This window comes from Vibrio sp. 10N.239.312.C11, assembly GCF_041466065.1.
In the GTDB taxonomy this organism is placed as follows: Bacteria; Pseudomonadota; Gammaproteobacteria; order Enterobacterales; family Vibrionaceae; genus Vibrio; species Vibrio tasmaniensis_A.
The window spans coordinates 1-26,915 of record NZ_JBFSRZ010000062.1; the positions used below are offsets into that span (position 1 = coordinate 1).

The 26,915-nt window shown below is 47.0% G+C and carries 27 protein-coding genes and 1 pseudogene; 26 read left to right on the top strand and 2 right to left on the bottom strand.

The window, feature by feature from the left end; all coding sequences use genetic code 11:
• Positions 1-1,042 precede the first annotated feature (1,042 nt).
• The 5 genes from AB6D07_RS19945 to AB6D07_RS19965 all read left to right on the top strand — a co-directional run bounded on the left by AB6D07_RS19945 (position 1,043) and on the right by AB6D07_RS19965 (position 3,137).
• A complete protein-coding gene (locus AB6D07_RS19945) occupies positions 1,043-1,531 on the top strand; it encodes an Hsp20 family protein (protein ID WP_017098606.1) in 489 nt (162 codons plus the stop codon).
• Positions 1,532-1,680: 149 nt separating this feature from the next.
• Positions 1,681-1,923: a transposase gene (locus AB6D07_RS19950; protein WP_032499864.1), complete on the top strand. Its 243-nt coding sequence runs from the start codon at positions 1,681-1,683 to the stop codon at positions 1,921-1,923.
• A 399-nt stretch (positions 1,924-2,322) separates the two neighbouring features.
• Positions 2,323-2,481, top strand: a complete 159-nt coding sequence (locus tag AB6D07_RS19955; RefSeq protein WP_017098100.1) for a hypothetical protein — start codon at positions 2,323-2,325, stop codon at positions 2,479-2,481.
• Positions 2,481-2,819, top strand: a complete 339-nt coding sequence (locus AB6D07_RS19960) for a hypothetical protein (RefSeq protein ID WP_017098101.1) — start codon at positions 2,481-2,483, stop codon at positions 2,817-2,819. Before AB6D07_RS19955 ends, AB6D07_RS19960 begins: the two co-directional genes overlap by 1 nt.
• Before the next feature lie 57 nt (positions 2,820-2,876).
• Entirely contained in the window at positions 2,877-3,137 is a 261-nt protein-coding gene (locus AB6D07_RS19965; protein ID WP_017098102.1) for a hypothetical protein, read from the top strand.
• A gap of 241 nt (positions 3,138-3,378) precedes the next feature.
• Here AB6D07_RS19965 and AB6D07_RS19970 read toward each other — a convergent pair whose 3' ends face one another.
• Complete coding sequence (locus tag AB6D07_RS19970) at positions 3,379-3,555, bottom strand: hypothetical protein (protein ID WP_157936399.1); 177 nt, start codon at positions 3,553-3,555, stop codon at positions 3,379-3,381.
• Positions 3,556-4,316: 761 nt separating this feature from the next.
• Complete coding sequence (locus tag AB6D07_RS19975) at positions 4,317-5,150, bottom strand: hypothetical protein (RefSeq protein ID WP_017099452.1); 834 nt, start codon at positions 5,148-5,150, stop codon at positions 4,317-4,319.
• A gap of 787 nt (positions 5,151-5,937) precedes the next feature.
• On the opposite strand from AB6D07_RS19975, the gene AB6D07_RS19980 reads away from it, so the two are divergent.
• The 21 genes and pseudogenes from AB6D07_RS19980 to AB6D07_RS20080 all read left to right on the top strand — a co-directional run bounded on the left by AB6D07_RS19980 (position 5,938) and on the right by AB6D07_RS20080 (position 26,745).
• Positions 5,938-6,117, top strand: coding sequence for a TraY domain-containing protein (locus AB6D07_RS19980; protein WP_017097351.1), 180 nt, complete (start codon positions 5,938-5,940; stop codon positions 6,115-6,117).
• Between the two features lie 343 nt (positions 6,118-6,460).
• Positions 6,461-6,829, top strand: a complete 369-nt coding sequence (locus tag AB6D07_RS19985; protein WP_048660709.1) for a hypothetical protein — start codon at positions 6,461-6,463, stop codon at positions 6,827-6,829.
• 175 nt (positions 6,830-7,004) lie between these two features.
• Positions 7,005-7,292 (top strand): type IV conjugative transfer system pilin TraA, encoded by a 288-nt coding sequence (gene traA / locus AB6D07_RS19990; RefSeq protein WP_016800088.1) that lies wholly within the window; start codon positions 7,005-7,007, stop codon positions 7,290-7,292.
• Between the two features lie 9 nt (positions 7,293-7,301).
• Positions 7,302-7,604: a type IV conjugative transfer system protein TraL gene (gene traL / locus AB6D07_RS19995; protein WP_016800089.1), complete on the top strand. Its 303-nt coding sequence runs from the start codon at positions 7,302-7,304 to the stop codon at positions 7,602-7,604.
• A 14-nt stretch (positions 7,605-7,618) separates the two neighbouring features.
• Positions 7,619-8,194 (top strand): type IV conjugative transfer system protein TraE, encoded by a 576-nt coding sequence (gene traE, locus AB6D07_RS20000; protein ID WP_016800090.1) that lies wholly within the window; start codon positions 7,619-7,621, stop codon positions 8,192-8,194.
• Positions 8,181-8,966 (top strand): annotated as a pseudogene (traK, locus tag AB6D07_RS20005) (type-F conjugative transfer system secretin TraK). Before traE ends, traK begins: the two are co-directional and overlap by 14 nt.
• Positions 8,956-10,500 carry a TrbI/VirB10 family protein gene (locus AB6D07_RS20010; protein WP_048666133.1) on the top strand — a complete coding sequence of 515 codons (1,545 nt, stop codon included), beginning with the start codon at positions 8,956-8,958 and terminating at the stop codon, positions 10,498-10,500. The pseudogene traK and the gene AB6D07_RS20010 overlap by 11 nt, the downstream one beginning before the upstream one ends.
• Positions 10,497-10,892, top strand: coding sequence for a type IV conjugative transfer system lipoprotein TraV (gene traV, locus AB6D07_RS20015; RefSeq protein ID WP_017104313.1), 396 nt, complete (start codon positions 10,497-10,499; stop codon positions 10,890-10,892). Before AB6D07_RS20010 ends, traV begins: the two co-directional genes overlap by 4 nt.
• Positions 10,893-11,042: 150 nt before the next feature.
• The gene (traC, locus tag AB6D07_RS20020; protein WP_102428823.1) at positions 11,043-13,592 is read left to right on the top strand and encodes a type IV secretion system protein TraC; all 2,550 of its coding nucleotides are present in this window, start codon (positions 11,043-11,045) and stop codon (positions 13,590-13,592) included.
• The gene (gene traW, locus AB6D07_RS20025) at positions 13,543-14,274 is read left to right on the top strand and encodes a type-F conjugative transfer system protein TraW (protein ID WP_372091216.1); all 732 of its coding nucleotides are present in this window, start codon (positions 13,543-13,545) and stop codon (positions 14,272-14,274) included. Before traC ends, traW begins: the two co-directional genes overlap by 50 nt.
• Before the next feature lie 157 nt (positions 14,275-14,431).
• Positions 14,432-15,442 carry a conjugal transfer pilus assembly protein TraU gene (traU, locus tag AB6D07_RS20030; protein ID WP_372091217.1) on the top strand — a complete coding sequence of 337 codons (1,011 nt, stop codon included), beginning with the start codon at positions 14,432-14,434 and terminating at the stop codon, positions 15,440-15,442.
• A gap of 253 nt (positions 15,443-15,695) precedes the next feature.
• Entirely contained in the window at positions 15,696-16,409 is a 714-nt protein-coding gene (trbC, locus tag AB6D07_RS20035; RefSeq protein ID WP_017103571.1) for a type-F conjugative transfer system pilin assembly protein TrbC, read from the top strand.
• Positions 16,410-16,445: 36 nt separating this feature from the next.
• Positions 16,446-18,173, top strand: a complete 1,728-nt coding sequence (traN, locus tag AB6D07_RS20040) for a type-F conjugative transfer system mating-pair stabilization protein TraN (protein WP_372091219.1) — start codon at positions 16,446-16,448, stop codon at positions 18,171-18,173.
• A 65-nt stretch (positions 18,174-18,238) separates the two neighbouring features.
• On the top strand, positions 18,239-18,421 hold the full coding sequence (locus AB6D07_RS20045) for a hypothetical protein (protein ID WP_017096425.1): 183 nt from the start codon (positions 18,239-18,241) through the stop codon (positions 18,419-18,421).
• Positions 18,422-18,574: 153 nt separating this feature from the next.
• Positions 18,575-19,360 (top strand): type-F conjugative transfer system pilin assembly protein TraF, encoded by a 786-nt coding sequence (traF, locus tag AB6D07_RS20050; RefSeq protein WP_305373625.1) that lies wholly within the window; start codon positions 18,575-18,577, stop codon positions 19,358-19,360.
• Positions 19,361-19,521: 161 nt separating this feature from the next.
• A complete protein-coding gene (trbB, locus tag AB6D07_RS20055; protein WP_372029375.1) occupies positions 19,522-19,935 on the top strand; it encodes a type-F conjugative transfer system pilin assembly thiol-disulfide isomerase TrbB in 414 nt (137 codons plus the stop codon).
• Positions 19,932-21,338 carry a conjugal transfer protein TraH gene (locus AB6D07_RS20060; protein ID WP_372091220.1) on the top strand — a complete coding sequence of 469 codons (1,407 nt, stop codon included), beginning with the start codon at positions 19,932-19,934 and terminating at the stop codon, positions 21,336-21,338. The genes trbB and AB6D07_RS20060 overlap by 4 nt, the downstream gene beginning before the upstream one ends.
• Before the next feature lie 3 nt (positions 21,339-21,341).
• Positions 21,342-24,149 (top strand): conjugal transfer mating-pair stabilization protein TraG, encoded by a 2,808-nt coding sequence (gene traG, locus AB6D07_RS20065; RefSeq protein WP_372091221.1) that lies wholly within the window; start codon positions 21,342-21,344, stop codon positions 24,147-24,149.
• A gap of 83 nt (positions 24,150-24,232) precedes the next feature.
• Complete coding sequence (locus AB6D07_RS20070) at positions 24,233-24,763, top strand: hypothetical protein (RefSeq protein WP_102579946.1); 531 nt, start codon at positions 24,233-24,235, stop codon at positions 24,761-24,763.
• Positions 24,764-25,684: 921 nt separating this feature from the next.
• Complete coding sequence (locus AB6D07_RS20075) at positions 25,685-25,918, top strand: hypothetical protein (RefSeq protein ID WP_371708631.1); 234 nt, start codon at positions 25,685-25,687, stop codon at positions 25,916-25,918.
• 62 nt (positions 25,919-25,980) lie between these two features.
• Positions 25,981-26,745, top strand: a complete 765-nt coding sequence (locus AB6D07_RS20080; protein WP_305399726.1) for a hypothetical protein — start codon at positions 25,981-25,983, stop codon at positions 26,743-26,745.
• The last annotated feature ends 170 nt before the right edge of the window (positions 26,746-26,915 follow it).

Sequence of the window (26,915 nt, forward strand, 5' to 3'; positions counted from 1 at the left end):
GGTGGGTGAAACTTACGCGATGATAAAAGCGTTGAACAAGCTTACTGGGTTAGGTGTGCCTGAAACTTGTCGTATTGACTAAGAAATACGCGAAACGGGGTAGCTCTATCTCTAAATTTAATTACGCAACAAAGCCGCAAGGAGGCTACCTAATACTTACAAATGCAGAAAGGCCGCTAAGCGACCTTTCTACGATAATGTTACGGACATTACTCCGTATTATCTGGTGTTCTATAAATCTGCAACCAATGTCGCGCTGCAGTACTTGTTGGAGGCGCTATTTCATGATCACGGATAATACAATACCGACCATATTTTACTACAACCGTATGATTTGTTGTATTAATTTTACACTCTTGAAAAGAGCCCCATCTCGCCCGACTTTATTACCAGGCGCTACATAGATAGCCATACAAAACCTTTAAACTAGTTTAAAAGCAACATTGTTCATATTTGATGTAGTGATGAATCTAAGAAAAACAAGGTTATGCCGTAAAAAGACATACATTTTAAAAAACTCACTAAAAAAAATTATTGGTGTTCATTATTCCTATGTTCAATTGCGTGACCCCGTAACGCAGAACAGCTCCTAATAGGGAGCTGTTCTTGTGTCTAAATTTGGGTTCACACTAAGTACCATTACGTTAAATAAATCATCACATGGCTATTGATTTTTCAAACATAACCCGCACATAAGCATAGAGTCACATTCATAAATCACCTTCCATTTGATTTGATAGTAATCTCTTGTGACTCAACCAACCGATCTCGACCCCATGCCACCCGCGTAATTCATATCGTGGAATATTGCCCATCAGAGAGTAGAGAGACCGTCTAATTATGAACTATTTTTGTCTCGTCATTATAGATAGGATATAACAATTTCATATAAAAAAACTAATTCAATGAGAAATTGCTATATAAAAACTATTGAAATAATTGTTCGTAAACACTATAAAAAACCTTGAAAAGGTTGTCTTATCAAGAGGCCTTTTCATCACTCTTGTTTTTATTTTGTATTGCTTCTTATGGAGGATATATTATGAGCTCAATTGACCTATCTCCACTATACCGTAGTAGTGTTGGGTTTGACCGTCTAGCATCATTAATTGATCATGCCATGACCAGTGAAACTGCTATCAACGGTTACCCACCATATAACATTGAAGTTCTAAAAGAGAATCGCTATGCCATCACCCTGGCCGTAGCCGGATTTACTCAGGAAGAGCTTGATATTCAAGTAGAAAAGAGCGTGCTAAGTGTACGTGGGCAAAAATGTGCTGATAAAGAAAATAAATATCTGTATCAGGGTATCGCCAATCGTACATTCGAACGTAAGTTCAACTTAGCTGATTATGTTGAAGTTACGGATGCAGATCTTTCTAACGGATTGTTAACTATTACTCTGGTGAAAGAGATACCTGAAGCTATGAAGCCTAAGTCCATCACTATCAATAAAAACTGTGATGTATTAGAGCATAAGGCTGAAGAGACAAGCACCAAAGATAATAAAGCTGCTAAAGGAGAATGATAGTGTGAAAGCACATTATCATTTTTGAAAGGGGAACGGCTCCCAATCGGGAGCTGTTCTTGTGTCTAAATCTGGGTTCACAATATCCCTATCTGGCAGGGTAGTTGTCACTGTTAAAATTTAACCAGTTTGGGCGATAAAGAGTAATTGTGTCTCGTATCTCAGTAGAAAGAAAAGAAGCGATATTGAAGAAGCTGCTGCCTCCCTATTCGATGTCAGTTAAAGAAGTGTCCGAAGAGGAAGGAATTAGCACTGCGACCCTGTATTATTGGCGCCCGCAACTCAGAAGTTCAGGAGCCACCGTGCCAAAGAGCAACACTTCATCAGAGCAGTGGTCTGCTCAAACTAAACTCGCCATTGTCGCTGAAACCTATTCAATGACCGAAAATTAACTGCTCAAGTTGGTGGACTTAAAGAGGCTATTAGTTCTTATTTTGAGCCGGAAACACAGAAACAAAGCTCGAGCGAGTATCCTGTCAGGACGATTGCTGTTAGTTCTGAAATTGATAATGATCTAGGTATTAGAGGTAGTTCAGCTAAGGATAATAGTAAGAAAACAGCACTGGATTCGGTGAGTTACTTGTCTAAACGAGTAACAGCGAATTTAACACCATTATTATCTAGTGAAACAATAAATAAGCTACAAGATGCGCTAAGCGAAGGCAATATTTCATTTAAATTTATTCAGAATATCGCCTTGAATAAAGGGGGATCTGAGTCTAGTTCGTGAATTGGCGCTTTCTACTGTCCCTAAACAAGAGAAAAATTATTCAGGGCATCTAGGATTAATTGTGGACTCACTTTCACACAAACGTCCAAATGTAAGCGCCACTATGCAAGGTTTACAAGGTTTTATTGATACATCGGCCTTGCAATGGCATGAAAAAACGGCAAAAAAACTGAAGGCGCGCTTGATGCGAATGCTCATGCTCGTTTTGATGGGGATTTAATGAGTTCAGCTTTGGATCAAATGTCGAAAAGTGACCTGAAAGCGACATTAACGCAATTGGAAGGTGCTTTTGGTCAGCGTTTACGAGGCGTTTTTAGGTTGGTTGCTGAACAAGTTCCGTCGTCATATCTGGCGCAAGGTGACAATGTTTTAATCTCGACTGCCATGCGTTTCAGTGGCCTAGTAGAAGGCTTGATGACGGCATTGAGTGAAAAGTTGGGTGAAGCGACCGACGTTCGGTTCAAGGATTGTGATTTCGTTAGTGAGCTTTCAGAACTAACAGCGATTGAGAAGGCGGCATTAATCAAAGTAGGAATTAAAGAAGAAATGTTGCTCTAATTTTCCCTTCGAGCGGTAACGACTGTTTTTATAATTCACACATAATGGAGGTTTTCTGTGTCAAAATGGCCGATTAGTTTTTTATTTGAGAAGAATCAATCTCGCCTGGAAGTCGCTGTTATTGACTTGGATGTAAAGCAAAGGATAAGTGATTTTTATCAGCTTGCTCAAAAACGATACTTGTTAGAAGAATTTTTATTACTTCTAAATCGTAGTCAATACAATGTTTTTCAAAATGACGTACTCTCTTGCCTTTATCGCTTGGGTATAAAGAGAGTCGATTTAAAAGTGGGCAGTAAAACGTTGAATATTTTATAAAACTCTGACCAGAACGTTATATAAGGGCTTCAAGGAAGGTAATAACCGTAGTCTTTCGGTCTTTTTGTGACGTTGTCACAATGAAAGTTGGGTGAGGCGATCATTCCCCTCACTCAATTAGTACCTGAATATGATAACAATAAGGCCGATGGGTAGTCGTCGCTAAACCAAGACAACAACATATAACGCTCCTAACTGTTCATTAGATGAGTAGTACAAAGGTCTGTGAGATCCGATACAGTTAGGCTTGCGATGGATATTCTTTCTCTACATTACTCTTGTGGCCAATCACCAAATGCACTGTAGGGTTCTGTGGTTTAACTGAAATTGCGATTTTCATGTTCATGTTACGGTTGTTTTGCAAGTAACCGACCGCCGCATTTAGTTCTGGAACATACTGAGCCACACCCACCGACACTCCACCTTCCGTTGTTTGAGTGAAAAATAGGAAGTGTCATATCCGTCCTTTTCTCTTCTAGTAACCCATGTGTTTTTCTAGGCTAACAGCGTAAGAAGAGAAACACCTCGAAGTAATACTAATTTATGCTCCCTGAGTTTGAATTACCCTCTGACGCTGATAAATCGAAACGCTAATCTTAGTATTCAAGGGGCCATTCATTTTGTAAAGCAGCAAGCTTAAGCGGCTGAATAAGAACCGTGACCATTTAATGAAATTAAGAAGAAAGCCTCTCACAGCGCCATACTGCTCTTTTTAGGCTGCAATATTGACAGCACTAAAAACCCTCGCCCTGCTAAGCCATACCATCCGGATGAAGGTGGACGTTAAGTAAGGAGATGATGAAAGGGAGCCACCTGACTCAGCGTTTAATCGAAGAAGGTCCCTGTCGTATGACAAAAGAAGGTTGCCGCGCCGTTTTTTTTTGCTTGTCCTTAAGTATTTATTTTTCTATTGATTTAATTATTTATTTTTATACGTAGTGTTCATAAGCGCAGCCCCTTATTGATGGCCATTATAGCGGTCTTTTTTATCCTTCCTTTCTTGCACGGCCTTTCTTATAAAAAACCGTGAATAGAGAAATCCCTTCCGAATGAGACTGCGTGCGCAAGATAACCCTGAATAACCTGTTGGGAGAAACAAGAAAAATGAGAGATAAAGCAGGGTAGGATAAGGTTCAGACGTGCTGATCCCTCCGCTTTCGCGGAGACAAAAATATCCCTTTAATTAGGGGCCAAGTCCGGTTGATACTCACTAAAGAAGGCTGAGGTTGATTGCGCATAGGTGTTTAACGTTGACGCATTGAAGATCTCTTGTATCCCTGACGCGATCTTACGGAAAGAGAGCCACTGAAAGCTCAGTCCTTTCTTTGTCTGGCGTTCCCGTGTTGCGAGGATCAATTCGCTGATGTTGGTGTAACGCACGACTTTTAAGTCATTAAAGAAGCGAGGTGTAAACTGTTTGTACGCGGGTGCACTGCGTATCGTCCCTTCGTCTTGGTCGACACACACATTGATCCGCTCACTGTGAAAATAGCTGGCACGCTTTAGATACTTCACCGCTTTAGCAAAGGACTTCGGCGAAATAAACTCTCCAAAGCGCAACGCATAATCTTCTTGAAGCTGGTCGTAGCTGATGGTTTTCAATCCCGCTTCGGTGGGCAAACCGATGCGCCCTCCAATGAGGTCTGTGTTCGGCAGAGTGCACGCTAATACTTTCGCAATTAAGGTGCGACACTGCACATTATTCACCGCTTCACCGCCCCATGCATTAAGTGACGGGAAACGATTGGGGTTGGTAATAAATTCTTCACACCCTTTTAAGATCCGCGCGTATTCTGGCGGTAGGGTTTCTACCTTACCGCTTCGAAGCAACCGGCGAGACTTAAATCCGATCTCAAAAGGCGTCTTAGGGTTCCGCGCGTTCTCTTCTTCAACGACACGTTGATACAATTCAATCAAATCCAGCTTCCGATCCTTACGCTTACGGCGATACTCCGCATCGTAACTCGATTTATCGAGCGGGGGAGGGGAGGAGTCGTGTCCAGGCGTCTTCATAACATTCACCGTCCACGTTTAAAGCACACAGCACTTCATCCCGAGGGATAAACAAGCGGTGTGATTGAGAATGTGTTGTTTGGGCTTTAGCCCACGCCAAGGCTGAGTCAAAGGAGTCATATTTTGAGGTCCAATAGGTTTTTGGGGAGTGTTTAGATTGGTTGTCCAAACGGTGAAATTTCACGCTATCTCAACCGAAGAAACAAATCAAATCCCGTTTTTTAGACACAAAAAAGCCGGCTACTATTGGGAAGCCGGCTTTTTTGCAAGTGCTATATGGTCAGAGTACCACCTCTAACACACTCTAAATCTTAGAAAAAACACACTACATAGGGCACTACTGGTTAGCAGCCAATGTAGTGTGTTTTAACCTTAACGACCTAAAGCAAGTATAGCGCAGCGTCGCCTGATATTTCAATCTTTAAGTAACCTTGTGGTTTTTCCCTTTACATAATCTAAATAATACGCACGGATAAAAAACCGATAAATAACAAAAAGATAACAAATAACCTTAGAAAAATTTATAGCACATTGAGGGAGTGAAATTAAAATAATTAATATATTAATTATGCCTAATAACAATAGCGCCAACATTAAAACCCCATTTATTTTCTTTAAAATCAGCACCTTAATTTGGTGCGTATTATTTAGATTATGTTAAATTCAAGAAATGATAAGTAAGTCACAAACTCAACAAAATTAGACGCCAGTGAGCGATTACATGACTCATTGATGTTTCGGTCTAAACGAGAGCGTTTCGGTTTTTTCTATTTAGGAAGACTTTTGTATGAATTTTAAATCAGAATGTAGGGTTGAGAACAAGGAAGTCGGTATCGCTTTTAATCTTTCATCAAAGGCGAATAAAACGTTAACGCTCTCGGCGAAAAGAGCAGAGCGGGCCAAAAAGCGCGAAGGGAAACTTCGATTAGAAGATCATCTCAAACGTTTTCCCAATTGGTCGCTGTAACGAATGATATTGCCGTCTGAGATCTTATTTCAGATGGCCTCGAAGGTGGGCTGCCTTCACGATTGCAAAAAGCGCCGCAGAGGGGCGCAGGCCTGCGTAATATGCCTAACAAATTCAGGAGCCCTCTCTGGGGCGACGTCCAAGGCTGTTTTTCTACTCAATTAAGCACGCTGGTTGAGTGGTGAAATAGAGTTACTTGGGAATACCAGACACCACACCCTTTGGATGTGCGCATTCTACTACAAGAATGCTCAAGCCAGTTTGTAGCACGGCTCTTGAAAGAGAGCCCATTGTTTTGCTTTTTTAAAAGAACAAAACAATGTCCTAAAAAGGAGTGTGAACGATGCAGATTATCTACGGACATTGTCGTACAGATGAGGCGGCGAATGTATTAGGCCACTTTGTTGAACAAGGGGATTTTGTCAGCGTCAAAGAACTGGGAACGGTCGGGCGTGAACACATGGCGTTTGCCGCCTTACTGTCTTTTACTGGACACCTTTCATTTCCTTTCTATTGGAAGGGTGTTCATTTTGTTGCGGTTCAAAAACAAGTTCAATCAGTTAACCGTCTCACTCTCCCAGCTTCAAAGAATGCTTGTAAAAAACGTTATCGGAAGCTTAAGAACACCATCATTAGCGCTCAAAATTGGAAGCAACATGTGAGTCGTAATCGCGGTTTGAAGTACGCGAAATCTTCTCTGTTTTCTTTATGATGCGTGCCTATACCTGTCGATTTTAACCTTTCTCCCCACGCGCCGTTTAATTTGCACGTTGCACGGTCTGCCTAGGACAACCTAACCCTTCTTCCCAGCTTCTCAGGCAAGGAGGTCTTTTACTCCATCATGACCAAACACTTGATAAATTTATCACTCAATAAGGATATTTATTATGAAAAAACGCACCCAGCGCACCCTCCTTGTCGGGCTTGGCGTTGCTGTCTCGACACTTCTTATCACTCAGCCCGCTCTGGCTGCCGATATCTTCGCGTCAGGTAAACAAGCCATGAAAGACTCGGCGGGCAAAGGCTCTGCGGTTGAAACCGCGATGCTGGGGACTGGGCTTGCGGGGGCGGTCGTCACTGGACTGATGAGCCGTAACTGGTTTGCGGCCGTTGGCGGGTTCATTGGCGGCTCAGTCTTGTGGAATGTTGGAGCACCACTCGTCGGCTTAGGCTAAGGAGTCACAATGGAAGACCCTCATCAGTTTTTTTCTATTCCAAAACACATGAACAAAGGTCGTCGCTGGCTCGGGTTCCCAGTTGATGAACTCGTGCCTGCCCTCTGCATTTTTGGCCTCTCATTCTGGCTTAAACACGAAATGATAGGGCTGACGTTATCGCTGGCTTGGTTTGGGGGATTACGTTACATCAAAGCGCAATACGGTGACAACATCGTTACCCTGTCACTTTATTGGTGGGGGGCTTCCTTTGTCCATCCCACCCTCTTTAAGCGTACCCCCTCAGCCTGTCGTCGTTACTGGATTTTCTAAGGAGACCCTTCATCATGGATCCGTTTGTTAAACGGGATAAGCTGGCCGTCAAAAGCCTCCTCAATCTTTTTTTGAGTGCAGGCTTTCTTGTTATGCTTATCACTAACCTGGTGTTGGGTTACACCAGTTATCAAGCCCTTACCCATCAAAGCCGAACCCTAGTCCCGCCCACCCTCTCTCAAGCCTTTACGGTTTCGGATGGCGCGGTCGATGAACCTTATCTTGAGCAAATGGCGGATTATCTTCTCTACCTGAAACTCAACATCACGCCGGCAAGCGTTGGACGTCAGTTTGGTCAGTTACTTGAATATTTAGACGAGACAAGCTGGTACAACGTTCAACCTAAGCTGCTTCGAGAAGCCACGGTGGTTAAAAAAGATAACATCAGCAGCCAATTTTCTGTCGAGTTGGTCCGAATTTCTCTCGACACTCTCCAAGTACAACTCTACGGGAAACTCCAAAAGCACGTAGGCCAACGCGCACTAGATCCGGAGATGAAGTGGTATCAAGTCAACTTTAGCTATGACCAAGGCGTCATAGGTTTACTCTCCATTGAAGAAGTCGAGGTCAACACCGATGAATCTTTATGAGCAATCATTCACCCCATCGCAGCAATGGCACCCTTATTTTTTATCCATCGCGCTTTGGGTGGTCTTTTTCATCCCCTCTTTTGCCCTGGCTGAAAATGCCGCCATGGTGAGCTATGAGTTTGACGAAGGCGACACGATCCCCTTGTCACTCTCTTCCATTAACGTGAACCGTTTACTGGTCAACAATGACCGTATTATTTCGATCGTCTGCCCGAAAGGGTTTTGCACCTCAACGGGCAACCAAAAAGACGCTTCCGGCTCCATCACCTTAAAAATTAACCTTCCCTTACCGTTTACCGCGCACCTGACGACAGAGAAAGGGCGATTGTTTGCGCTGTTTATTACCCCCAAAGCTACACCATCTTTGGTCACGGAGTTTGTTTGGTCGAAAAATTAAAAAGAGCAGCAAAGCCCGATTGAGCAGGCGGCGGATTATCCCGCCGCCATGACAGCGCTCACCAAAGCCATGATACGTTTTGTCCATGATGGCGCTCCCATTGCTGGTTTTAAACGTCACGACGTTGACCCCAAAACCTTACCCAAAGATGAAGCGTCACTGGCCATCATCCCTCAAACGGTCTTCGTGGGCCGTCATTATTCTGGGGTGGTTTATCAGCTCAAAAATCAAAGCCGCAGTGACATGGCGCTGACCACCGCGCAGTTCTACAGCTATTCCGCACGCTCAGCCGCGCTCGATGCCTATCAATTAAAACCTGGGCAAACTACCACGCTCTATCTCATTACTGGAGGAGGCGCCACCCATGCTCGATAAACAAAAAGACGCCTTGGGCCGTTTTAAGAAACGCGTCTTCAAAGACACCGACGGGGACTTTGAAGACGGCGGCACGATCAATGCCGTGACAAGAAAGCGCAATCGCACCATTACGCTCACGGTATTGCTGATATTGACCGCCCTGGCTTTTGTTGTTTGGCGGTTAACACTGTCTCCCCAAGCGCCAAGCAAGGGCATTCAAGATGTCGGATTTGGCGCTGTCGTCACCGATGATTTTACCGACAAAGACAACCAGTCCGCCCTGACGTTTCAACAAGACAAAATCAACCAAATAGAACAAAGCTTAGCGCGGTTTGAAGGCACATTAAGTCGCTTTGGACAAAGCTTAACCTCTGAGTTAGAGAACATTAAAAAGGCCAATGAGCGCGATACAAAATCGCAACTGACAGAGCTTGAGCAGCAGATGCAACAAAAGCTCGATGAAGTTGACGCGCTCAAGGCGCAGCTTGAGACGCAATTAGCCTCAACCCTCAAGGCAGGCGATCCTTCGACTCAACACGGCATCGAGACCAACCAGGGAGACACCTTTGGCCAATACAAACTGCCCCCAAGACCGGCCATTAATAGCAACATGGATAACGCCAAGGTGAATGAGTTCCAGTACCAAGAGCAAGATGATGTGGCCTTTAGTGGTGATGCCTTTGATAGCTTTGAATTTCACTGGCAAGCCAGTGTCGAGGAGAAACAATCCCGTCGCACGACCGATAACTACGTGCCAACCGGCACCTTTGTGACCGCCGTAATTACCGGCGGCGCTGATGCTAATGGGGGCGTCTCTGGACAAGGGGATACCTCACCGATTGTCTTTCAGACAGTCAATCAGGGGGTCTTACCCAACGGTCAGGCCTCTAAATTGAAGGATTGCACGATCACCGGCGCCGTCTACGGTGAGATCTCATCCAGCCGCGGCGTCGCTCGCACCAGTAGAATGAGCTGCATACAACCCAATGGCGATATTCTCGATATCCCCGTCAATGCGACCGTGTTTAACTTTGGTCGCAATGGTATTCGCGGTACCACCATTTTGAAAAACGGTAAGATCGTTCAAATGGCCGGCATTGCGGGGATCTTGCAAGGCGTAGGGGATGCAGGTAAAGCGCTGGCACAAACCACGACACCGACGGCGCTCGGCCCAAGTCAAAGCATCAACAGCGATAAAATTGGCTTGAATCTGCTTGGCGGCGCCACGGAGAGCGTTGGCAGCAAATTGGCGGACTACTACATCAAACTGGCCGAACTCTATCATCCGATAGTGGAAGTCAATCCTGGTGCCATCGTCAATATTGTCTTTTTGGAAGGCTTTCCATTAGATCCATTGCTGGCCGATGAATACGAAACGCGTATGAATGAGCAGCGTGAGCAAGTCTCCAACAGCAATCAACTGTTAGATGTCATTACCAACACCCCCTCTCTTCCACCAACTACTCAAACCGCCCCCATCAACCCTTTAGCGCAAAAAATCACCCAACAAGGGTTAAGCCGCGTGGGCTTTGGGCGTGAGGAATCACCATGAATAGGCACGCTTTGTTTTCACTATCGATACTCTTAGGTCTGACCGGTTGTAGCGCGGGCTTTGAGAGCGAATACAGTTGCGATCAGGTCGGCGGCGTTTCAGGTTGCGTCACCATGAACGAAGTTCGAGACAACCTATACGGTTATACCGGAGGCAGTGGTAACGCCACGGTCTCTTCTCAAGCGCGTCTCGCCCCACCTTCCGCCTTTACCTTACTGCCAAGGCGCAATCGAGAGGGGGAGCCAGAGCGAAGCCAAGAAGACGTTAAAAAACTCACCGTCTTCCCTTTCATCGACAAAGACAATCACTACATCGATACGATGGATGTTTACTTTGTCTTAGACGATAGCCGTTGGTCTGGGCGCCCTGCGCGCGCGATTTGGAAAGATTGATTAGGAAAAAAAGAAACGAAGCTTAAACATCATTTTTATCATGGGCGCGCGACATTCAGTCTCAGCCTTCTCTCAATGAGGGGGGAATCCATCAAGCGGTCCAAGATTGTGTCACGCCCCCTAACATTAAAATAGAAAAAGGGATCCCCCATGTTTTCCTCCTCACGCAGTGGCTTATCCGCCTTATTTCAAGAGGCCAAGCAAGCCCAAAACCACCTTCACCATGAACTGCCGTATCGAGATTACGATCCCATTGAGCGGGTGTTCGACAATCCCCACTCTCGCGGTTTTGGCTTTAAAATCAGTGTCCTTGGGGGCGCTAACGACGATTTAATTCAGTCGTTAAGCCACCTCATGGGGGATTTGCCTGCAGGGGATAAATGGGACTATCAAGTGCAGCTGTTTGGTCACAACCGAGTGGCGCACTATCTCGAAGGAAACCAAGCTCTACTCAGTCAGCGAGGCGGTATCTGCCAGAAGCTGGCTAACGATGACGCCATTTACGCCCACTACGCCGCGCAGCACGGTTTTTTACACCGACAAAAAAACAATCGCTTTGATTTGCGCGATTACGACGCGTTCTTTTTTGTCTCCACCACGGAAAAAGACCCACAAGAGCTGCTTGATGCGCGAATGACTCTAGAGACAGGACTGGCGCAGCTTGGTTTTGATTTACTGCCCGTCACGCCTGAGATGTTGCTGACCGATGTGAGTGATATCTTAAACTTTGATAAACGACAAGACCGGCCAAAGGAAAAAGGCTACAACCCGTTAGAGCCTTTGAACCTGCAAGCCCTCTCTCCCGATACCGAAGCGTTAACGCATCGTGGCCATATCGCCACCCGTCATACCAATGACCAAGGGGAGGAGGTGCGCACACGGCTGGTCAATTTGGGACTTTCTCGTCTGCCTGGGGATTATCGCTTGTACGCCTTACCTGAGGCCTTTTCTTCTCTTCGCAACGTTTCTCGTAATATCACTTGCCCTCACCGCGTCACGTTGAGCTTTCGTAATGAGCCAACCGGTAAGCAAAATGCGGATAACGATAATAAGATAAAAGACTTAACCAAGACGGTGAACAGCCAAATGGCGCTGCTGGCTCCAACAGCGGAAGATGAGCTCAAAGAGCGAAAAGCCCTACAAAAAGGTCTGTTGTCTAAAGAGTTTACCATTGCGTCTATGGTCCTCACGGTCTCCCTGTTTACCGATAAGACCCACCAGAAAAAAGACACCCAAGCGGCGAAGGAGTCATTCAGCCATGCTGGCCTTGATATCATTCCCCTGAAAATGAATCAGCCGCAAGCGCTGCTTTCAACGTTGCCTTTTATGATGAGCGAAGGGTTGTGGGGCGATTGTAAAAAAGCCGGCCGAGTTCGCACGTTAAAAAGCTCTAATCTGGTGAACCTCTTCCCTCTCATCATGGATTTTTGTCAGTTAAAAGGCGGCGTATTGCTGCCCACGATGCGCCAGCAAATTTCTTTCTTTAACCCTTTCACCTGTGGCAGTGATAACCAAAATATCGCTCTGACCGGCGGCTCAGGCGCAGGGAAAAGCTTTCTGGTTCAAGAGATTGCCGAAACGGTTTACGCCATGGGTGGTAAAGTGTGGATCCTCGATAAAGGGGCCAGCTATAAAAAATTGACGCTCAGCCTTGGGGGGACGTACATGACGCACGCCAACATCTTCTTAAATCCCTTCACGCATTTAGGCGCCATGCAAAGTGCTGAGTTTGAGTTTGTGGATGATGACGGTAGACCGGTCGACCCCATGATGGAAGCGCTCGATAATATCACGGCGTTGTTTGCCACCATCGCGTCACCCTACGTCCCACTGACGGCGTTTCAACAAAGCGTCTTAGGCGATGCGATAGTGACGGCATGGGAGCGTAAAGGTAATCAAGCCTTGGTGGATGATGTCAGAGACGCCTTGATTGAGATTGCTGGAGAAGAAAGCGACCGACGCATCAAAGACATTGCGGTGCAACTGAAAAAGTTCTGCACCGACGGCATGTACAAAGATGTGTTCAACAAGCCCTCCATGCTCGACCCCAGTGTGGAAATCACCACGCTGGAGCTGGATGGGTTTCCGCCTGCTGTGCTCAGACCCGTGATTTTTGCGTTGATGGTGTCGATTAACCAGCAGATGTACCTGGCTGGCTCTCGCTCTACCCCAAAGCTGTGCATCATTGAAGAAGCCTGGAGCCTCCTCTCTGGGGCAAACGAGCAAGCGAGGGAGTTCATCAACACCGGTTATCGCACCGCCCGTAAGTTCGGCGGCGCTTTTTGTACAGTGACTCAAGGGATTGAAGACTTCTTTAGCAACGAGGAAGCCAAAGCCTGCTACAACAACTCCGATATCCACATCATTCTTCGTCAAGGGGAAGGGTTTGATGAGTATCTGATCCAAAACCCGGATGCCTTCTCACCGTTTGAGCAGCGTCTCATTAAAAGTTTCGCTCCGTCTGCCGAAGCGGGATACAGCAGTGCGCGCATCAAAGCGGGTGGCCATGTCACCTATCACCGCTTTTTCGCCTCTCCGGTGAAACGCGCCATGTTCTCAACCGAGCCTAAGGAGTTTGAGTATTGTGAAAATCTTTATAAACAAGGCCACTCACTGGAGCGCGCCATTGAGCAAACCTCCAGGCACTTTTATGGCAAAGACATTGACGCCTTTAATCAAGCCATTGGGGCGAGCGCTTAAATCCCCCCTTTTTCTTTTGGTCGCTGGACTGGCAACAACAAATGCCGCTGGAAAGAACTTGGGCCAAGTGGCCCCTATCTTCCCCATCGGTGAGATTGACATGCTGGAGTGGATTGACCAAAGACTGAAAGGGTTTGAGGCCAGTGGTCAATTAGCGGACATGCAAAACGAGTTCACGGAGCGCGCCAAGCAAAGCATTGAAAACCCACCGCCCGTTGCAGGCTTAACCACCACGATCAACCCCCGCACCTTTTACGTTGACCCAAGCATCACCCTCCCTAAAGACATTATCGCCCCCACTACAGGAGCCGTGATTGCCAAAGCGGGCACCAGAGTGAACCCCTTTGAACCCCGCACTTGGCCAAAGGTCGACAGTCAAAACGTTCTACCACGATTTGAGTTAAGTAAGGTGCTGGTCTTTTTTGATGCCAGAGACGCGCAGCAACGAAGGTTCGCCAGCGAGTATCAAAACGCCAAGCCAATCAAGTGGGTACTGACAGGAGGCAGCCCGAATAAAATGGCGACCTTATTGGACGCAAGAATGTATTTTGCGCAGCAAGGCCACTTAACCCAATCGCTTAACATTACTCACGTCCCAGCGATTGCCTACCAAGAAGGCACGCGCTGGCGCATCGATGAGGTGAACGTATCGGGTTTGCACCCCTTGGCGATAGAGCAATAACAATGACATCGCATTGGAAGTGCGCACCTCCCTTGATCATGCTTCCAGTATGACGCTTTTTTCTCTTAACCAAGCTCGCTTTTGGCGGCGATAATGGGGCGAAGCCTCTTGTCGAGACAAAAGGAGTACCACGCTCGGCGTGGAAAAAGGACACCCCATGACACAACGACACTTTCGTTTACTGTTGTGCTGCCTATTGGTTTTTATTGCCCCATCAACCCTAGCAGCCAGTGCGGCGTGTAAAAGCCGTTTTATTAACCCCATGACCGATATTTGTTGGGATTGCTTGTTTCCGATGACGATAGGCTCGGCCACCGTCATGCCTTCTAAGTACCCCGATACGCCCAACCCCACACTGCCTATCTCTTATTGCCCTAAACCGCCGCCTATCTTTGTGCAAATAGGCATCAACATTGGCTATTGGGAGCCTTATGCCTTAACCGATATCACGCGCGTCCCTTACTGTATGGTGAACATGGGCGTGCAAATGTCCGGCGCTAACACTCAGCGTATCGGTGGGCGCGTGACCGCCCGTGAGAGTGACAGCAGTGACGGAGGCTTTTATCACGCCCATTGGTATAAGTACCCCGTCATTTATTGGCTGCAACTGATGCAATCCACCGCCTGCATGGCCACGGACGTTTTTGATGTGGTCTACATGACGGAAATTGACCCACTTTGGGACGACGATGAGTTATCCCTCATTCTCAATCCCGAAGCGTTACTGTTTGGTAACTTGGTTGCGCAGCTTGCTTGCGTGCCCGAAGCCCTGTTGACCTCCACTAACGCTGCCTTACCTATTGATGCGTTATTTTGGTGTTTAGGCTCACAGGGCAGTGCCTATCCGCTCACCGGCACCACCAACTATCGAGACACGCCCATCCAGGCGGCGACACTCTTGATGGAAAAGCTGAACTACAAACTGCACCGGCAAGGAATCATCTGGGAGACGCGCGGCGAAGATGGCGCGATTTGTTATCAATATCCCGATCCTATTTTGCCAAAATCTCGTTATCGGTATCAAATGTCGGGGCCTATTCCCGATGCCGCCTGGTGTCACCCGTACACCACGACAACCACACTCTGGGAAGCCGGCCATGACAACCCGGTGACAGGGGATAACTTTGGTTTTGTACAATGGCGAAAGCGCAACTGTGTCTTTTTATAAGGTGACGCGATGATGCCCATTCTTCCCCACAAAAATGAAACGGACCTATTTATTGCCAGTCACCCTGACTCCCTTACCGATTTTTTAAAAACAGAGCTCGCCAACAACAAGCACATTTACTGCTGTTTCCCGCTCTCGCAGTTTTGCTTCTCGTTTTGTCGCGATCTCAATGCTCGTAAGGTGCTGTCAATCAGCTTCCAAAACGCTCACACCCTCTACCCACCCTTTCAGCGGCCATAATGAAGAGGTTACTATGACCATTCCATCTTTTGAGAGCACCTTTAGGCGCTCTCTTGTTTTTCTGTGTTTTTTTATCGCGTTACCCGCCCAAGCTTACACTGAGCAAGAGCTCAAATCTTTTGCCAAGCTTGAGCAAAAAATGACTCAACAACCGGAGGCGGCGAAGACGTGGCCTACGGACGACATACAAAATAAAGCCCAGGCTTATCGAGAAGAAGCGCTGACTCTCAGCCGCAATGTTCAAGATTTGATAAAAGAGGAGAGCCTGTCCCCCTTATTGGGGCGACAAAAGCCCACGCGCAACCCTGACCAAGCCCCAAAAGGGGTAATGGTGTTTGTTTCACTCACCATGCCCAAGACCGCGCTCAAACAGCTTCTGATGCAAAGTGAGCACTTAGGCGTTCCACTGGTGATACGCGGTGTCTTACCTGAAGGTTTTCCGGCCACTGCCAAGCGGATCGAGGCCTTGATACGCTCCCCCAATAAGGCGCCCATTCAAAGCGGCTTTTCCATCAGCCCTGATTGGTTTAAGCAATTTGATATTCATCGCGTACCGGCCTTTGTTTCGGTCAAACAAAACCGCTGCTTACCTAAGCAGCCTTGCAAAGCCAGTGACTACGACATCCTTTACGGCAACATTTCACTTTACCAAGCTCTGGATTACCTCGCGGCCGGGGATGCGCAGCAAAACATTCACCCACTGTTGCGCACGCTCTATGCCCAATAACCCTCTCTCACCCCAATTTTTGATGAGGTGCTCTATATGCGCATTGACCTCTGGGCTGCGCTCACGCTCAGTTTTTTATCTACTCTCGCTCTTGCCAGCGAACAACACACCTTTACCGAGAGCGCCAATTGGGCGAAGCAAACGGCAAGCCAAGCTCTCACGCCTCATGCGCTTCCGCTCAATGTCGATGACTATTGCAAAGACGCCACGTGTCGACAAGAGATCCGCAGTCCAAAAGAGTCAAGACTGTCAGACAGTGATATCAATGCACAAAAAGGGACAGAGTTTGTGACCAATGGATTGGCTCAAGACATCAACGCGAACTTCAATAAAGGTCGACCCGATGTTAAAGACGACCCGGCGATGCGCTTTGCCTTACTTGGCCAAGAGAATGCTTTTGAAATCACTCATGGTATCTCAAATGCCTATGTGGATTGTGAGAGCGGCTCCCAATGCGTCATCGATAACATCACAAAACAATGTCACCGACCGACTCACAACCCGGTCCCGTGTGACAAAGTCCCTGTCGCCTCCGTGGTCACCAGCAAGGTGATCTACCGTTGTCCATCCGGCTGGACAAAACAAGGGATTGATTGCCAACGCCCCTTCCCACAATGCCGATACAATAATAAACATTATGTGAGGCAAACGGGAGGTGATGGCATTTTCTCATCGTCAGGAACCACGTATTTATGGGGCGGGAAGCAAGTCTCTCCCAACCAAGGCTACACGCTTGGCGAGTTAAAACAGACCGATCACGTTAATTGGCAAGCGAGCGAACACTGGGATAAACGCTACGAGATTTGTCGACCCACCACACAAACGAAAAAAGCCACGCTAAGCTGCTCAAACGGGTTCACCTTATCCGGCGGGAACTGCATCAAGAACACCATGACCTGGCGAACACAATGCCGCCTGATGAATTCGTGCAATGTCACTCATCAGCAATGCATTGAAGGTCGAGCCACCCGCACCATTAATGGTATTCCCACCACGCTCAATTGTTGGAAATATCGGATAGACCATCATTGTGACCGCCCTAATACCTGCGCAAACCTCCCGAAAGACTGTACGACTCAAACTCAACATTGCCGCCTTAAGCAAAATGGGGTGTGCATCGAGCAAGAGGTCACAAAGCGTTGTGTTGAGAAGACATGCCGAGCCACTGATCTGCAATGTGGGGAGCACTCCTTCTGTCTTGACGGGGAGTGTTACGAGGAGGCGCCCAAATTGAATAACAATTTTGATAAGTCCGTTGCGGCACTGGCAGGGCTTGCCGAAGCCGTGAAAGACATCGGCGACCCACCCAAAATATTCACGGGAAAGCCGATGAAGTGCAGTAAGAAACTCGCGGGCTTCAACGATTGTTGTAAAGACTCAGGGTGGGGGCAAGGATTGGGAGCGAAATGCAGCGAAGCGGAAGAAGCGCTGGGGGAAGCCAAAGAGAAAGGCTTAACCCTGTACGTGGGGCAATACTGCGCCAAGAAAGTGCTGGGTGTCTGCACCCGTAAAAAGCGCAGTTACTGCGTTTACGACAACAAGCTGGCCAAAATCATCCAAGAGCAAGGGTCTCTTCAGCAACTGGGTAAACGGTTAGGCAGTGCTAAAAATCCCACCTGCGCCGCCATTACGCCCGAAGAACTGGGTCAAATCAATTTTGAACACATAGATTTTAAAGAGTTCTACCCGGAAATGCGTGCCAACACCAAGCTCCCCAACTTTGATGAAATCAAGCAACGACTTCAAAGTGCCACGGGCGGATAACAGGCGGCTCTATACCAACGGCACACCATGACATACACACCTCAATGCTCAAGAAGGACATCGTTATGCTTATCAAACCCCTTCAAAATTTTTTACTCAACACCTTGACGCTTTTACGCCTCATTCCAAGTGATGTGATACACATCAAACAGCTAGACCACTATCCCGACATCACGAAAAGGCTGGATGAATATCGAGAGCTGATAGAAAACATTGAGAAACAGACTCACTACTTTAGTAGTGAGTAAGGTATGTGGTCGAAACACCACGCTTTGCTGCACGATAAATACCTTCAGTACTTACTCACGCTGCGCAATCCATCACCACAGCAGATGCGCCACTTACGCGAAAGACCCAAGTGTGTAACCTCTTAATCGCTTTGCCGCACTTAACCAAGGCCTATGATGATGAAAAAAACATGGCTTTACGTCATTACCCTAACGCTGCTTGCTCACCTCCATCCCGCTCTTGCTCAGGAACCTCCTCCAGGGTGGCGATGGTACAACGAACCAAAAGCAAGGCCCGACAAACCCAAACCAAAGCCACTGCCAAATAACACTCAAACGACTGTCTCAAGCCCTAAAACGTTATCGGCGACCGAACAAATGGCCTGGTTTCACTCGGTGCATATCGAAGCGCAAAACGATGCCGTCCTTCACCCTAAAGATAAAGACAAGTTAGCGAGATTTTTAGCGTTGAATCATTTTATCACGGACCAAACCGACCAATTAGGCATGACCTTTAAAGCGCTGCTGCTCGAAAGACCTGAGTTCTCTTACACCAAAGACCATCCGACAGAGCAAGCGGCAAGACAAGTGTATTTAGCACTGGAGGATAAGAAGAAAACCGACGCGGTTGAAAAGATGAAACAAGACGGATGGGGCTTTTTCTTTGTTTATGAAGGAAAAGATACGCTAAGCCAGCAACTCGCCCCGTCCATTCAAGCGTTTGCTGACCAATACCATTTTGAGCTCCTTGGGATCAGTAATGATGAAACCTTCATCACTCACCTCAAAGAAAACCGCCACAACCAAGGAAAAGTCACGGTGCCTTTTACGCCCGCCTTGATTTTGGTGCATCCAAGCACTGGAGAGATGAAGCCACTGGCGTACGGCTGGATAAGCCAAAATGATTTAATTGGGCGCTTTTACAACGTCGCCACCGACTTTGAGCAATCGAATTTTTAAAGCCACTCAACCCATGTAAAAACGCCATAAACAGAACCAGTATGGCCAATAAACCCAACCTTAAATCAACGTCTAATACGACATCCCCCGACTTCGTCCATGCCGCTCTCTTAAAGGATGTTCACTTTCTTTTATTTCTTCCTAAAACGTAAGGAGGCGCTATGCCATTTCTTCGTACCCTTGTGCTTGCTTTTTTGATTCATGCCGCCAGCGCACACGCTGCCATGCAAAACCAATATGCCCTAGTGTTCTTTTTTGAAAGCACCTGCCCGTACTGCCATAAGACCGCCCCTAAAATCACTCGTCTTGGCGAGCGATTTCAATTGCCGGTTTACGCCTTCTCTGTTGATGGGCCGGGCCTTCCAGGGTTTGAGGTCCCTATTCCTGTCACACCAGAGATAGGCAAGACCTTTTTCCCAGGCCAGGGAAAAACGGTCATGCCTGCGACCTTCTTAATGAACGTGAACAGCCGTAAGTTCTCACGTCTGAGCATTGGAGACGTACCAGAAAGCACGCTTGCCAAAAGCATTCAGAACGCCCTTAACGATCCGCGAGTGCAGGAGGCTCTCCAATGAAGCGCTCACTTTTCCACCACTTGTCCACCGTTGCGGTGAATAAGCGAGTTATTCCTTTATTTCTCATCAGCTTATCAGGCGTAAGTCACGCCGACACCAACCACTCGCTGGCCCGCTTTTTTGATAACTCAGGGTACAACGCCAACGTCTCAACCCCGACGGCTTACCAAGGGCAATCGGCCAACTACTACACCGGTGGCAGTTTGTTTGTGCGTAATCAAATTGTCGATGCACAGTTGGTCAGCGTCACTGTCCCCTCCATCAGTACCGGGTGCACTGGCATTGATATGTTTATGGGGGGATTTTCACACATCAGCTCAGACCAACTGGTGAAACTGGGCAAAGCCATTATTCATAATGCCCCTCCTTTTATTGTCAACTTAGCCCTGCAAACCTGGGCACCGCAGCTCAAGCAAAATCTGGACAATCTCCAAGCCATTGCCGACAAATATCTCAATCAATCGGTGAACTCTTGTGAAGCCGCGCAAGCGTCCATCGGTGGACTGGCCGCCTTTGCCGCTCCTGCTACCAAAAAGCATGTCTGCGCGACGCTTGGTACACAAAACAACGCCTTCTCAGATTGGGTTCAAGGGCAGCAGAAATGTGGCGCAGGAGGCAAAGCAGCGGGTCAGCTAAAGGACGCCAAAAAGGATCCAGCCCTGAAAGACATGACCCAAACCAATCACAACGTGGTCTGGTCTGCGATCATGAATAACGCTTTTTTGTCCTCCGACAAAAATCTAGCGCAATTCATGATGAGTTTGTCAGGCTCTTACGTGTACGACAAAGACGGCAATCCGCGTTATTACCCTAGCCTTTTGACCGACAACAACAACCTCGTCAACGTGCTGCTCGAAGGGGGCAAGGCTGACGTTTATCAGTGTCGAAAAACAGGCCCAGATGCGTGCATTACCATTACCAAGCGCAATAACTTATCCATAAGTCAAACTAACGGCATACAAAACCAGATACGCAAACAACTGGAATCGATACTGCAAAAGATAGCCACCGACCAAAGACTCACGCGTCAACAAGAGGGTTTTCTGGAGCTGATTCAAACGCCGGTACTCAAGTTCTTTATTGACGACTTATCCGCCAATCAAACCCCCGATACCAGCAACTACTCGCGAATGATAGCGGTGGAGCTGCTTAATCAGTACCTCGTGAGCATGTTAAATGTTGCCCGCCAATCCTTGGCCAACACCAACAACAGCCAGGATGACATCGCCCTCATCACTCGTGATATCGATAACGCCAAACGCTTTACCGCGGGGCTGGCCGAGAACGCCATTGAGGCGCTCAACAACCGCAATCAACTGATTGACTCGCAAAGAAAGACCACGCAGCAAAGCACAAAAGAAATCAGCACGACCACCAAACCTACCCCGGCTTATGGGAACTGACCTATGATACTCGAATATTACACTTACACTTCCGGCGAAGTGGTCAACAAAGCCTTTAATGCGCTGGCCACTTTTTTTAGAACCAATACCTTTGGGGATTACTTACAGATGTGCATGATGCTGGGGCTTATCACCAGTTTGTTTATCTTCATGCTGTCACGTAACCCCAAAGACCTCATCAAATGGATGGTGGTGTTCTTTGCCGTACCCCTGTTTCTTATCAACATGAAAGCCGACATGCTCATCATTGATAAGACGCAACCGGGTAAGGCTTACAAGGTGGATAATGTCCCTTACCTCGTGGCCGTGCCTACTTACTTTTTCTCTTCTATCATGGTGGGGATGGCCGAAGGTGTGGAAGGCATTTTCACCACCTCCGACGATGAGCGTTATGGTCGTACTGGGATGTTGTTTGGCTCGGAGCTGTATCAGCTCTCAAGACAATCCAGAATCAATGAGCTGGCACTACAAAAACTCTGGCGAGACTACTTTCATAACTGCATGATTGGGGATGTGAGAATCAATGGGAAATACACCTGGGATGAACTCTTTACCGCCCCTGATATTTTTGCCTTTTTAGACGGCGTTAGGCAAAGCCCGTTGCGCGCCCTTTATCTTGATGAAGGCGGCGGCCGAAGCACCTACAAGCGATGTGAAGAAGCTTACCCTATCATCAAGCAGCGCTTTGATGATGCCGCCAATAAAAACATGAGCTTGTTAGCGCATCAATTGCTTGGTAAAGACGCGGACCGTTATAAGCCGCAAGTGGTGCAGTCACTCACCCGCAGCTACGACAAATTTTTTAGAATGAGTACCAGCGCGTCCAGCACCATCAAACAAAACATGCTGATGAACGAGCTACGCTACAACCTTGATAGCCTTGACCCAACGCAAGCTGCGCTCAATTACGCTTATACCACCAATAAACTGCAAACCACCTCAATGTGGGCGTCATTAGGTTTGATGGCAAGAGAATACTTGCCGATGCTCCATACCATGATGTTTATGTTGTTCGCGTGCCTAGGCTTCTTTGTTGCAGGTGCCGCGGTCATTCCTGGCTTGACCATGATGGTGTTAAAAAACTATTTTGGGACGTTTGCCTTTTTGGCCACGTGGCCAGCCTTGTTTGCCATCATCAACGGCTTTCAGCTTTGGGGATTGGAATCTCTGTCTACGGATGTCTCGGGTAAGTTCGGAGGGCTCGTCCTCTCCAACGCGAACGCCGCCGATGAGCTTCACAGCCGCTTCGCCTGGATCACGGGTATATTGATGATAGGCGTCCCTATGATAGCCAAAGGCATTTTAAAAGGCGGTCAAGAAGTCATGTCGAGCATGAACTACCAGCTCTCGAGCATGATTAACTCGACCAATGCCAGAGCGAGCGCTGCAGCGTCCACGGGTAATCTGGATTTTGGCAGTATGCAGATTGACAACCACAGCATGAACAACACCCATGCCAATAAGTTTGATACCAATACCCTCGCCAACCAAGGTCACAGCTACACCCAAAACCCAGACGGCTCGGTGACCACACAACACGGAGATGGGCGCACCACCTACGACAGCTCACAAACCACCAGTCGCGGCAACATCAGCGCCAACACGCAAAGCATGCTGCAAGAGAGTGTGGCGAATGCCCGCAATCAAACGCAGCAAAACCTTGAACAAACCAGTACCCAACTGAGTCAAACCCTCCAAGGAGGCGCCGCGCTGAGCGACCGCTGGCATGATAGTGTGAGTAAAAACCTGGCTTACGGTGAAGGCAATACCAGTGGCTTTAATACTCAAGTCAGCCAAGGTATGAATGACATGCAAACGGCGGTTGACAGCGTGATTCAACAAACGGGTTGGACGAAAGACCAATCAAAAGCTTACCTGCAAAGTGTCTATGGCGGCTTCGAGGGCGGCGTAGGCACCGGTAAAGGGGCATCGCCATTCAATTTAGGCGCCAGTGGCGGCGTGAAATGGTCTGATGATGAACGTACGGCTTACAGCAAGATGAATACCGAGCAAAAGCAGCAGCTTGAGCAAGCCACGCAGCAATACACCGAAGGGGCCAATGCCGTGACCAGTGCCGGCACACAGGTGGATAATAAAGACACCCGAACTTCGGTTGAGCAGTTTGCGCATGACTTTGCGATTAACGCCAGCAACACCAAGTCTCTTGGTGTAAGTGCCATGCAAAGCCAATCGGACTTGAACGCCCTCTCGAATACTCAAACGCGCCTAAACTCTGGCAGTGCCAGCTTTACGGCCAATTCAATTCAAGGCTTCCAGAATTACCTAGAAAAACAGTTTGAACAACCACAAGTCCAACGCCTAATGACCGCTTACCAACCGGAAGATATTGCCGAGGCGAAAGAGCAATGGCAATACTACACACGCACTGAAGAGTTCACCACCATGGCGGGACTCGATGGTGACACGGCGAAGATTGTGGCAACAATGGAGAAAGCGCATGAAACCACCACCCCAACCCAACAACCAGAACTGACACCCGAGCAAAACAACACGATGGAGAAAGGATGGGCTAGTACCGTCGATACCGTGGCACACACCCGCACCGAGATGCTGCATACCAAGGGAACGGGCGGACTGTTTAATCAAGCGCGCTTTGATGGGGTTACCGATGATGTAAAACTTCAACAAGAGGAAGCGCAGAAACCCATCATCAAACCTGAGCCGATGATTGAACTGACAGTCAAGTCGCAGGTAGAAAAGGAGATCACTAGACCCGAAAGGACGGAATACGTCACCTCCGACCAAGCCTATCCAGCGGCGCCAAGATACACACAAAACCCGAAAACATAATATTGATCTCGGTGCATAAAAAAGAACTTTATGCACCGCCTAATTACTGGTATTATGAACAGGTATCTAAAGGGAGAGTGACCATGAAAACAGTCTTACCATTACTGCTGCTTACCTGTGCGAGCGTGCAAGCTCAACCCCACTCTCCCGAGCTCACTCAACTGCTGAGCGAGATACATGAGCAATATGACACAGCAACGTTAGCTATGCCTAAAAGAGCAATGGCAGACATCACCAAACTGCCCTACTTCTTGCAGCACATTGACGAGACGGACACCGTGGAGTCCATACGCTTAAACGCCTACCTACAAGGTTTGCAATCCGCGTATTTTTATAGTGCTTACCGCCAGCAAAAATTAGGGGGCAATAACTGGTTTTGTATGCGCGATACGATGGCGCTCGATCCAAAGCGTCACCCTGAGTTCCTTGAAGAAATGATTTGGACGGTGCTTGAGAAGACAGCCAAAAACGATCCAAGAAAGTTTAGAAGAGATAATTACGCCGGCTCCTTCAGCGCGACTCTTGATTACATTATTGGATATGGATTACAAACCGAATACCCTTGCTACAGCCCTATCCCAAAAGCCTTACAAATTAACGGTTGGAAATATTAATCTCGGCACAGGATATCCATCGAGAGTGAAGGTTATTTCAGGTATAAGGCCAGTACGAGAGAGTAGGAACGGGTTAAATGTCTTTATTCTAAACTAGGTATTCATTGGCCGCTGCTTGGGCACAAAAACGTTCCTTTAACCCTATGCAGCCCAATAAAGTATCCTCTTAAAATGGTAGCGATCGTATTGGTACGCTGCTATTTGTTCTAATGAATCATTAGAGTAGTAGCTCTAGCTCATTTCTGCCCCAAAGTGAGTCAGATAGGGATTGAAGTCAGTTTCAAACCCAGCAACTTGCCTTACTTTTCCTCATGCCTAAATCTCTAATTATGTCGCCAAAACTTCTAACCCACTACAGACTGACCTTCAATCACAGTTACGTACGAATATGCTATTCAAGTATTTCTAAGCGATTGAATATTATAGAACAAAATGGAAGTTCTTGATTGATAACGTGCCTCGAATAGGAAGCACTGTATGTTTGCACGGTTTTCAACTAGAAAATCAGAACAATATCATACTACATGCGTATTCTTGTTGGTTAGGTACAATACTTGAGATATTCTGAATGTATGAACTCGTGCTGGCACGATATTAAAATGTTATGGGTTAAAGCAGCCTACAAAGTAAACTTAGGGCATTACACAATGTGGATTTGAATCCTAGCATATTTTTCAATCTAAACGAGCTTAACCATTTATTTAGAGAGGAGGTTGCTATGGTAAAACAGGTGCTTAACAAAGTCGGTGTCACAACCGCCCTAGTCACGTAGGGTGGCTATCGTTTTTTTCTTCGTTCCTAATCAAAGAATTAACATGGGTAGTATGTCTAAAAACGATTGCTAGGCTTCTGCCCTAAGTTTATTTGGCGCTTTAAGTGTATGGATTAATTAAATAAATTAGAACCCTAAAGGTGTGCAGGATGAAAACTAGAATAAAACTGAATAATGGTGAAGTGTTAAAACGAATTTCATCCCGAACGAAAGGGTTTATGGGAGAAACGGATATTACTGACTACCAGATTATAGGCAGCGAAGGCAATGTTGTTGGTAGTGTTGTTTATACCGATCATACGGCAGTCCGAGGGTTAACTCGAACTCAAACTATCGAGCAAAGAGACCAAGCTGGTAATACAGTAGTTTCAGAGTCTTGGTAGTCCCAACACATAACTATCTATCTATCTATCTATCTATCTATCTATCTATCTAAGGAATTTTCATGAAAACAAAATTATTTATAACGCTAACGTTGGTAACGTTACTTTCTGGGTGTCCTTTAGAAGGTGATAACGGAAATACTGGAGCTACAGGGCAACAAGGTGTAAAAGGAGTTGCTGGCATTAATTGCTGGGATCTAGATGGTGATCGAGTTGACGATACCGATGAAGACATCAATAAAGATGGTGTGTGGGATGCATATGATTGCGCTACCGCATCTAGTTCTGCGCAAAACCAGACTGTAGAACTGAATCATCAGCATGTGTGCGTGGCTTTAGCAAACTTAGGTCAATATCCAGAAGGCTGCCCGTCAGCTATTCATACAGTCCCCACTGGTACATTAACTGATATGACAATTAATACCTTTTTTGATGATGGAACAGGCAATAGACTTCAAAGTTGCAGTGGAAGCCCGAGCAAACTGAGCATAAGCCTTCGAGATTTCGTAAACTCAGATGGTAATACCGTTAAGCAAGGTTGGTTTGAGGTAGAGGGTGGCTACATCGTTAGTGATGGTGTTATGACAAGAAATGCTGCAATTCTCGATAAGCAATGCTTTAAGGACTGTGAGGCTGATTCAAACTGCATCGCTTCTGAAGGTGTTTATAAAACATCAGAATCCGTATCCTGCCGTTTATTTTACCATTCAGATACCGCCGGAAAATATGAGCGAGCTTGCGGTATTGATGTCCCCGGCCTTACCGCAAAAGAGCAATGTCTGTTAACTCTAGGTGGCAACACTCTCTGGGCTGCTAGGTGTCCATAATAACGAACAATTCAACAATGATGTGCACCATTAATACTGGACAGGGAGCTTAGTGACTTTCCATACTTATGCTAATTCGTGATTTGCTAATACTTGGTTCTCCGAAACTCATTTCTGTCCAGAACCTTCATAGGTTGAATTTTTACCCGTGGCACTTTCTAGCTCAAAAG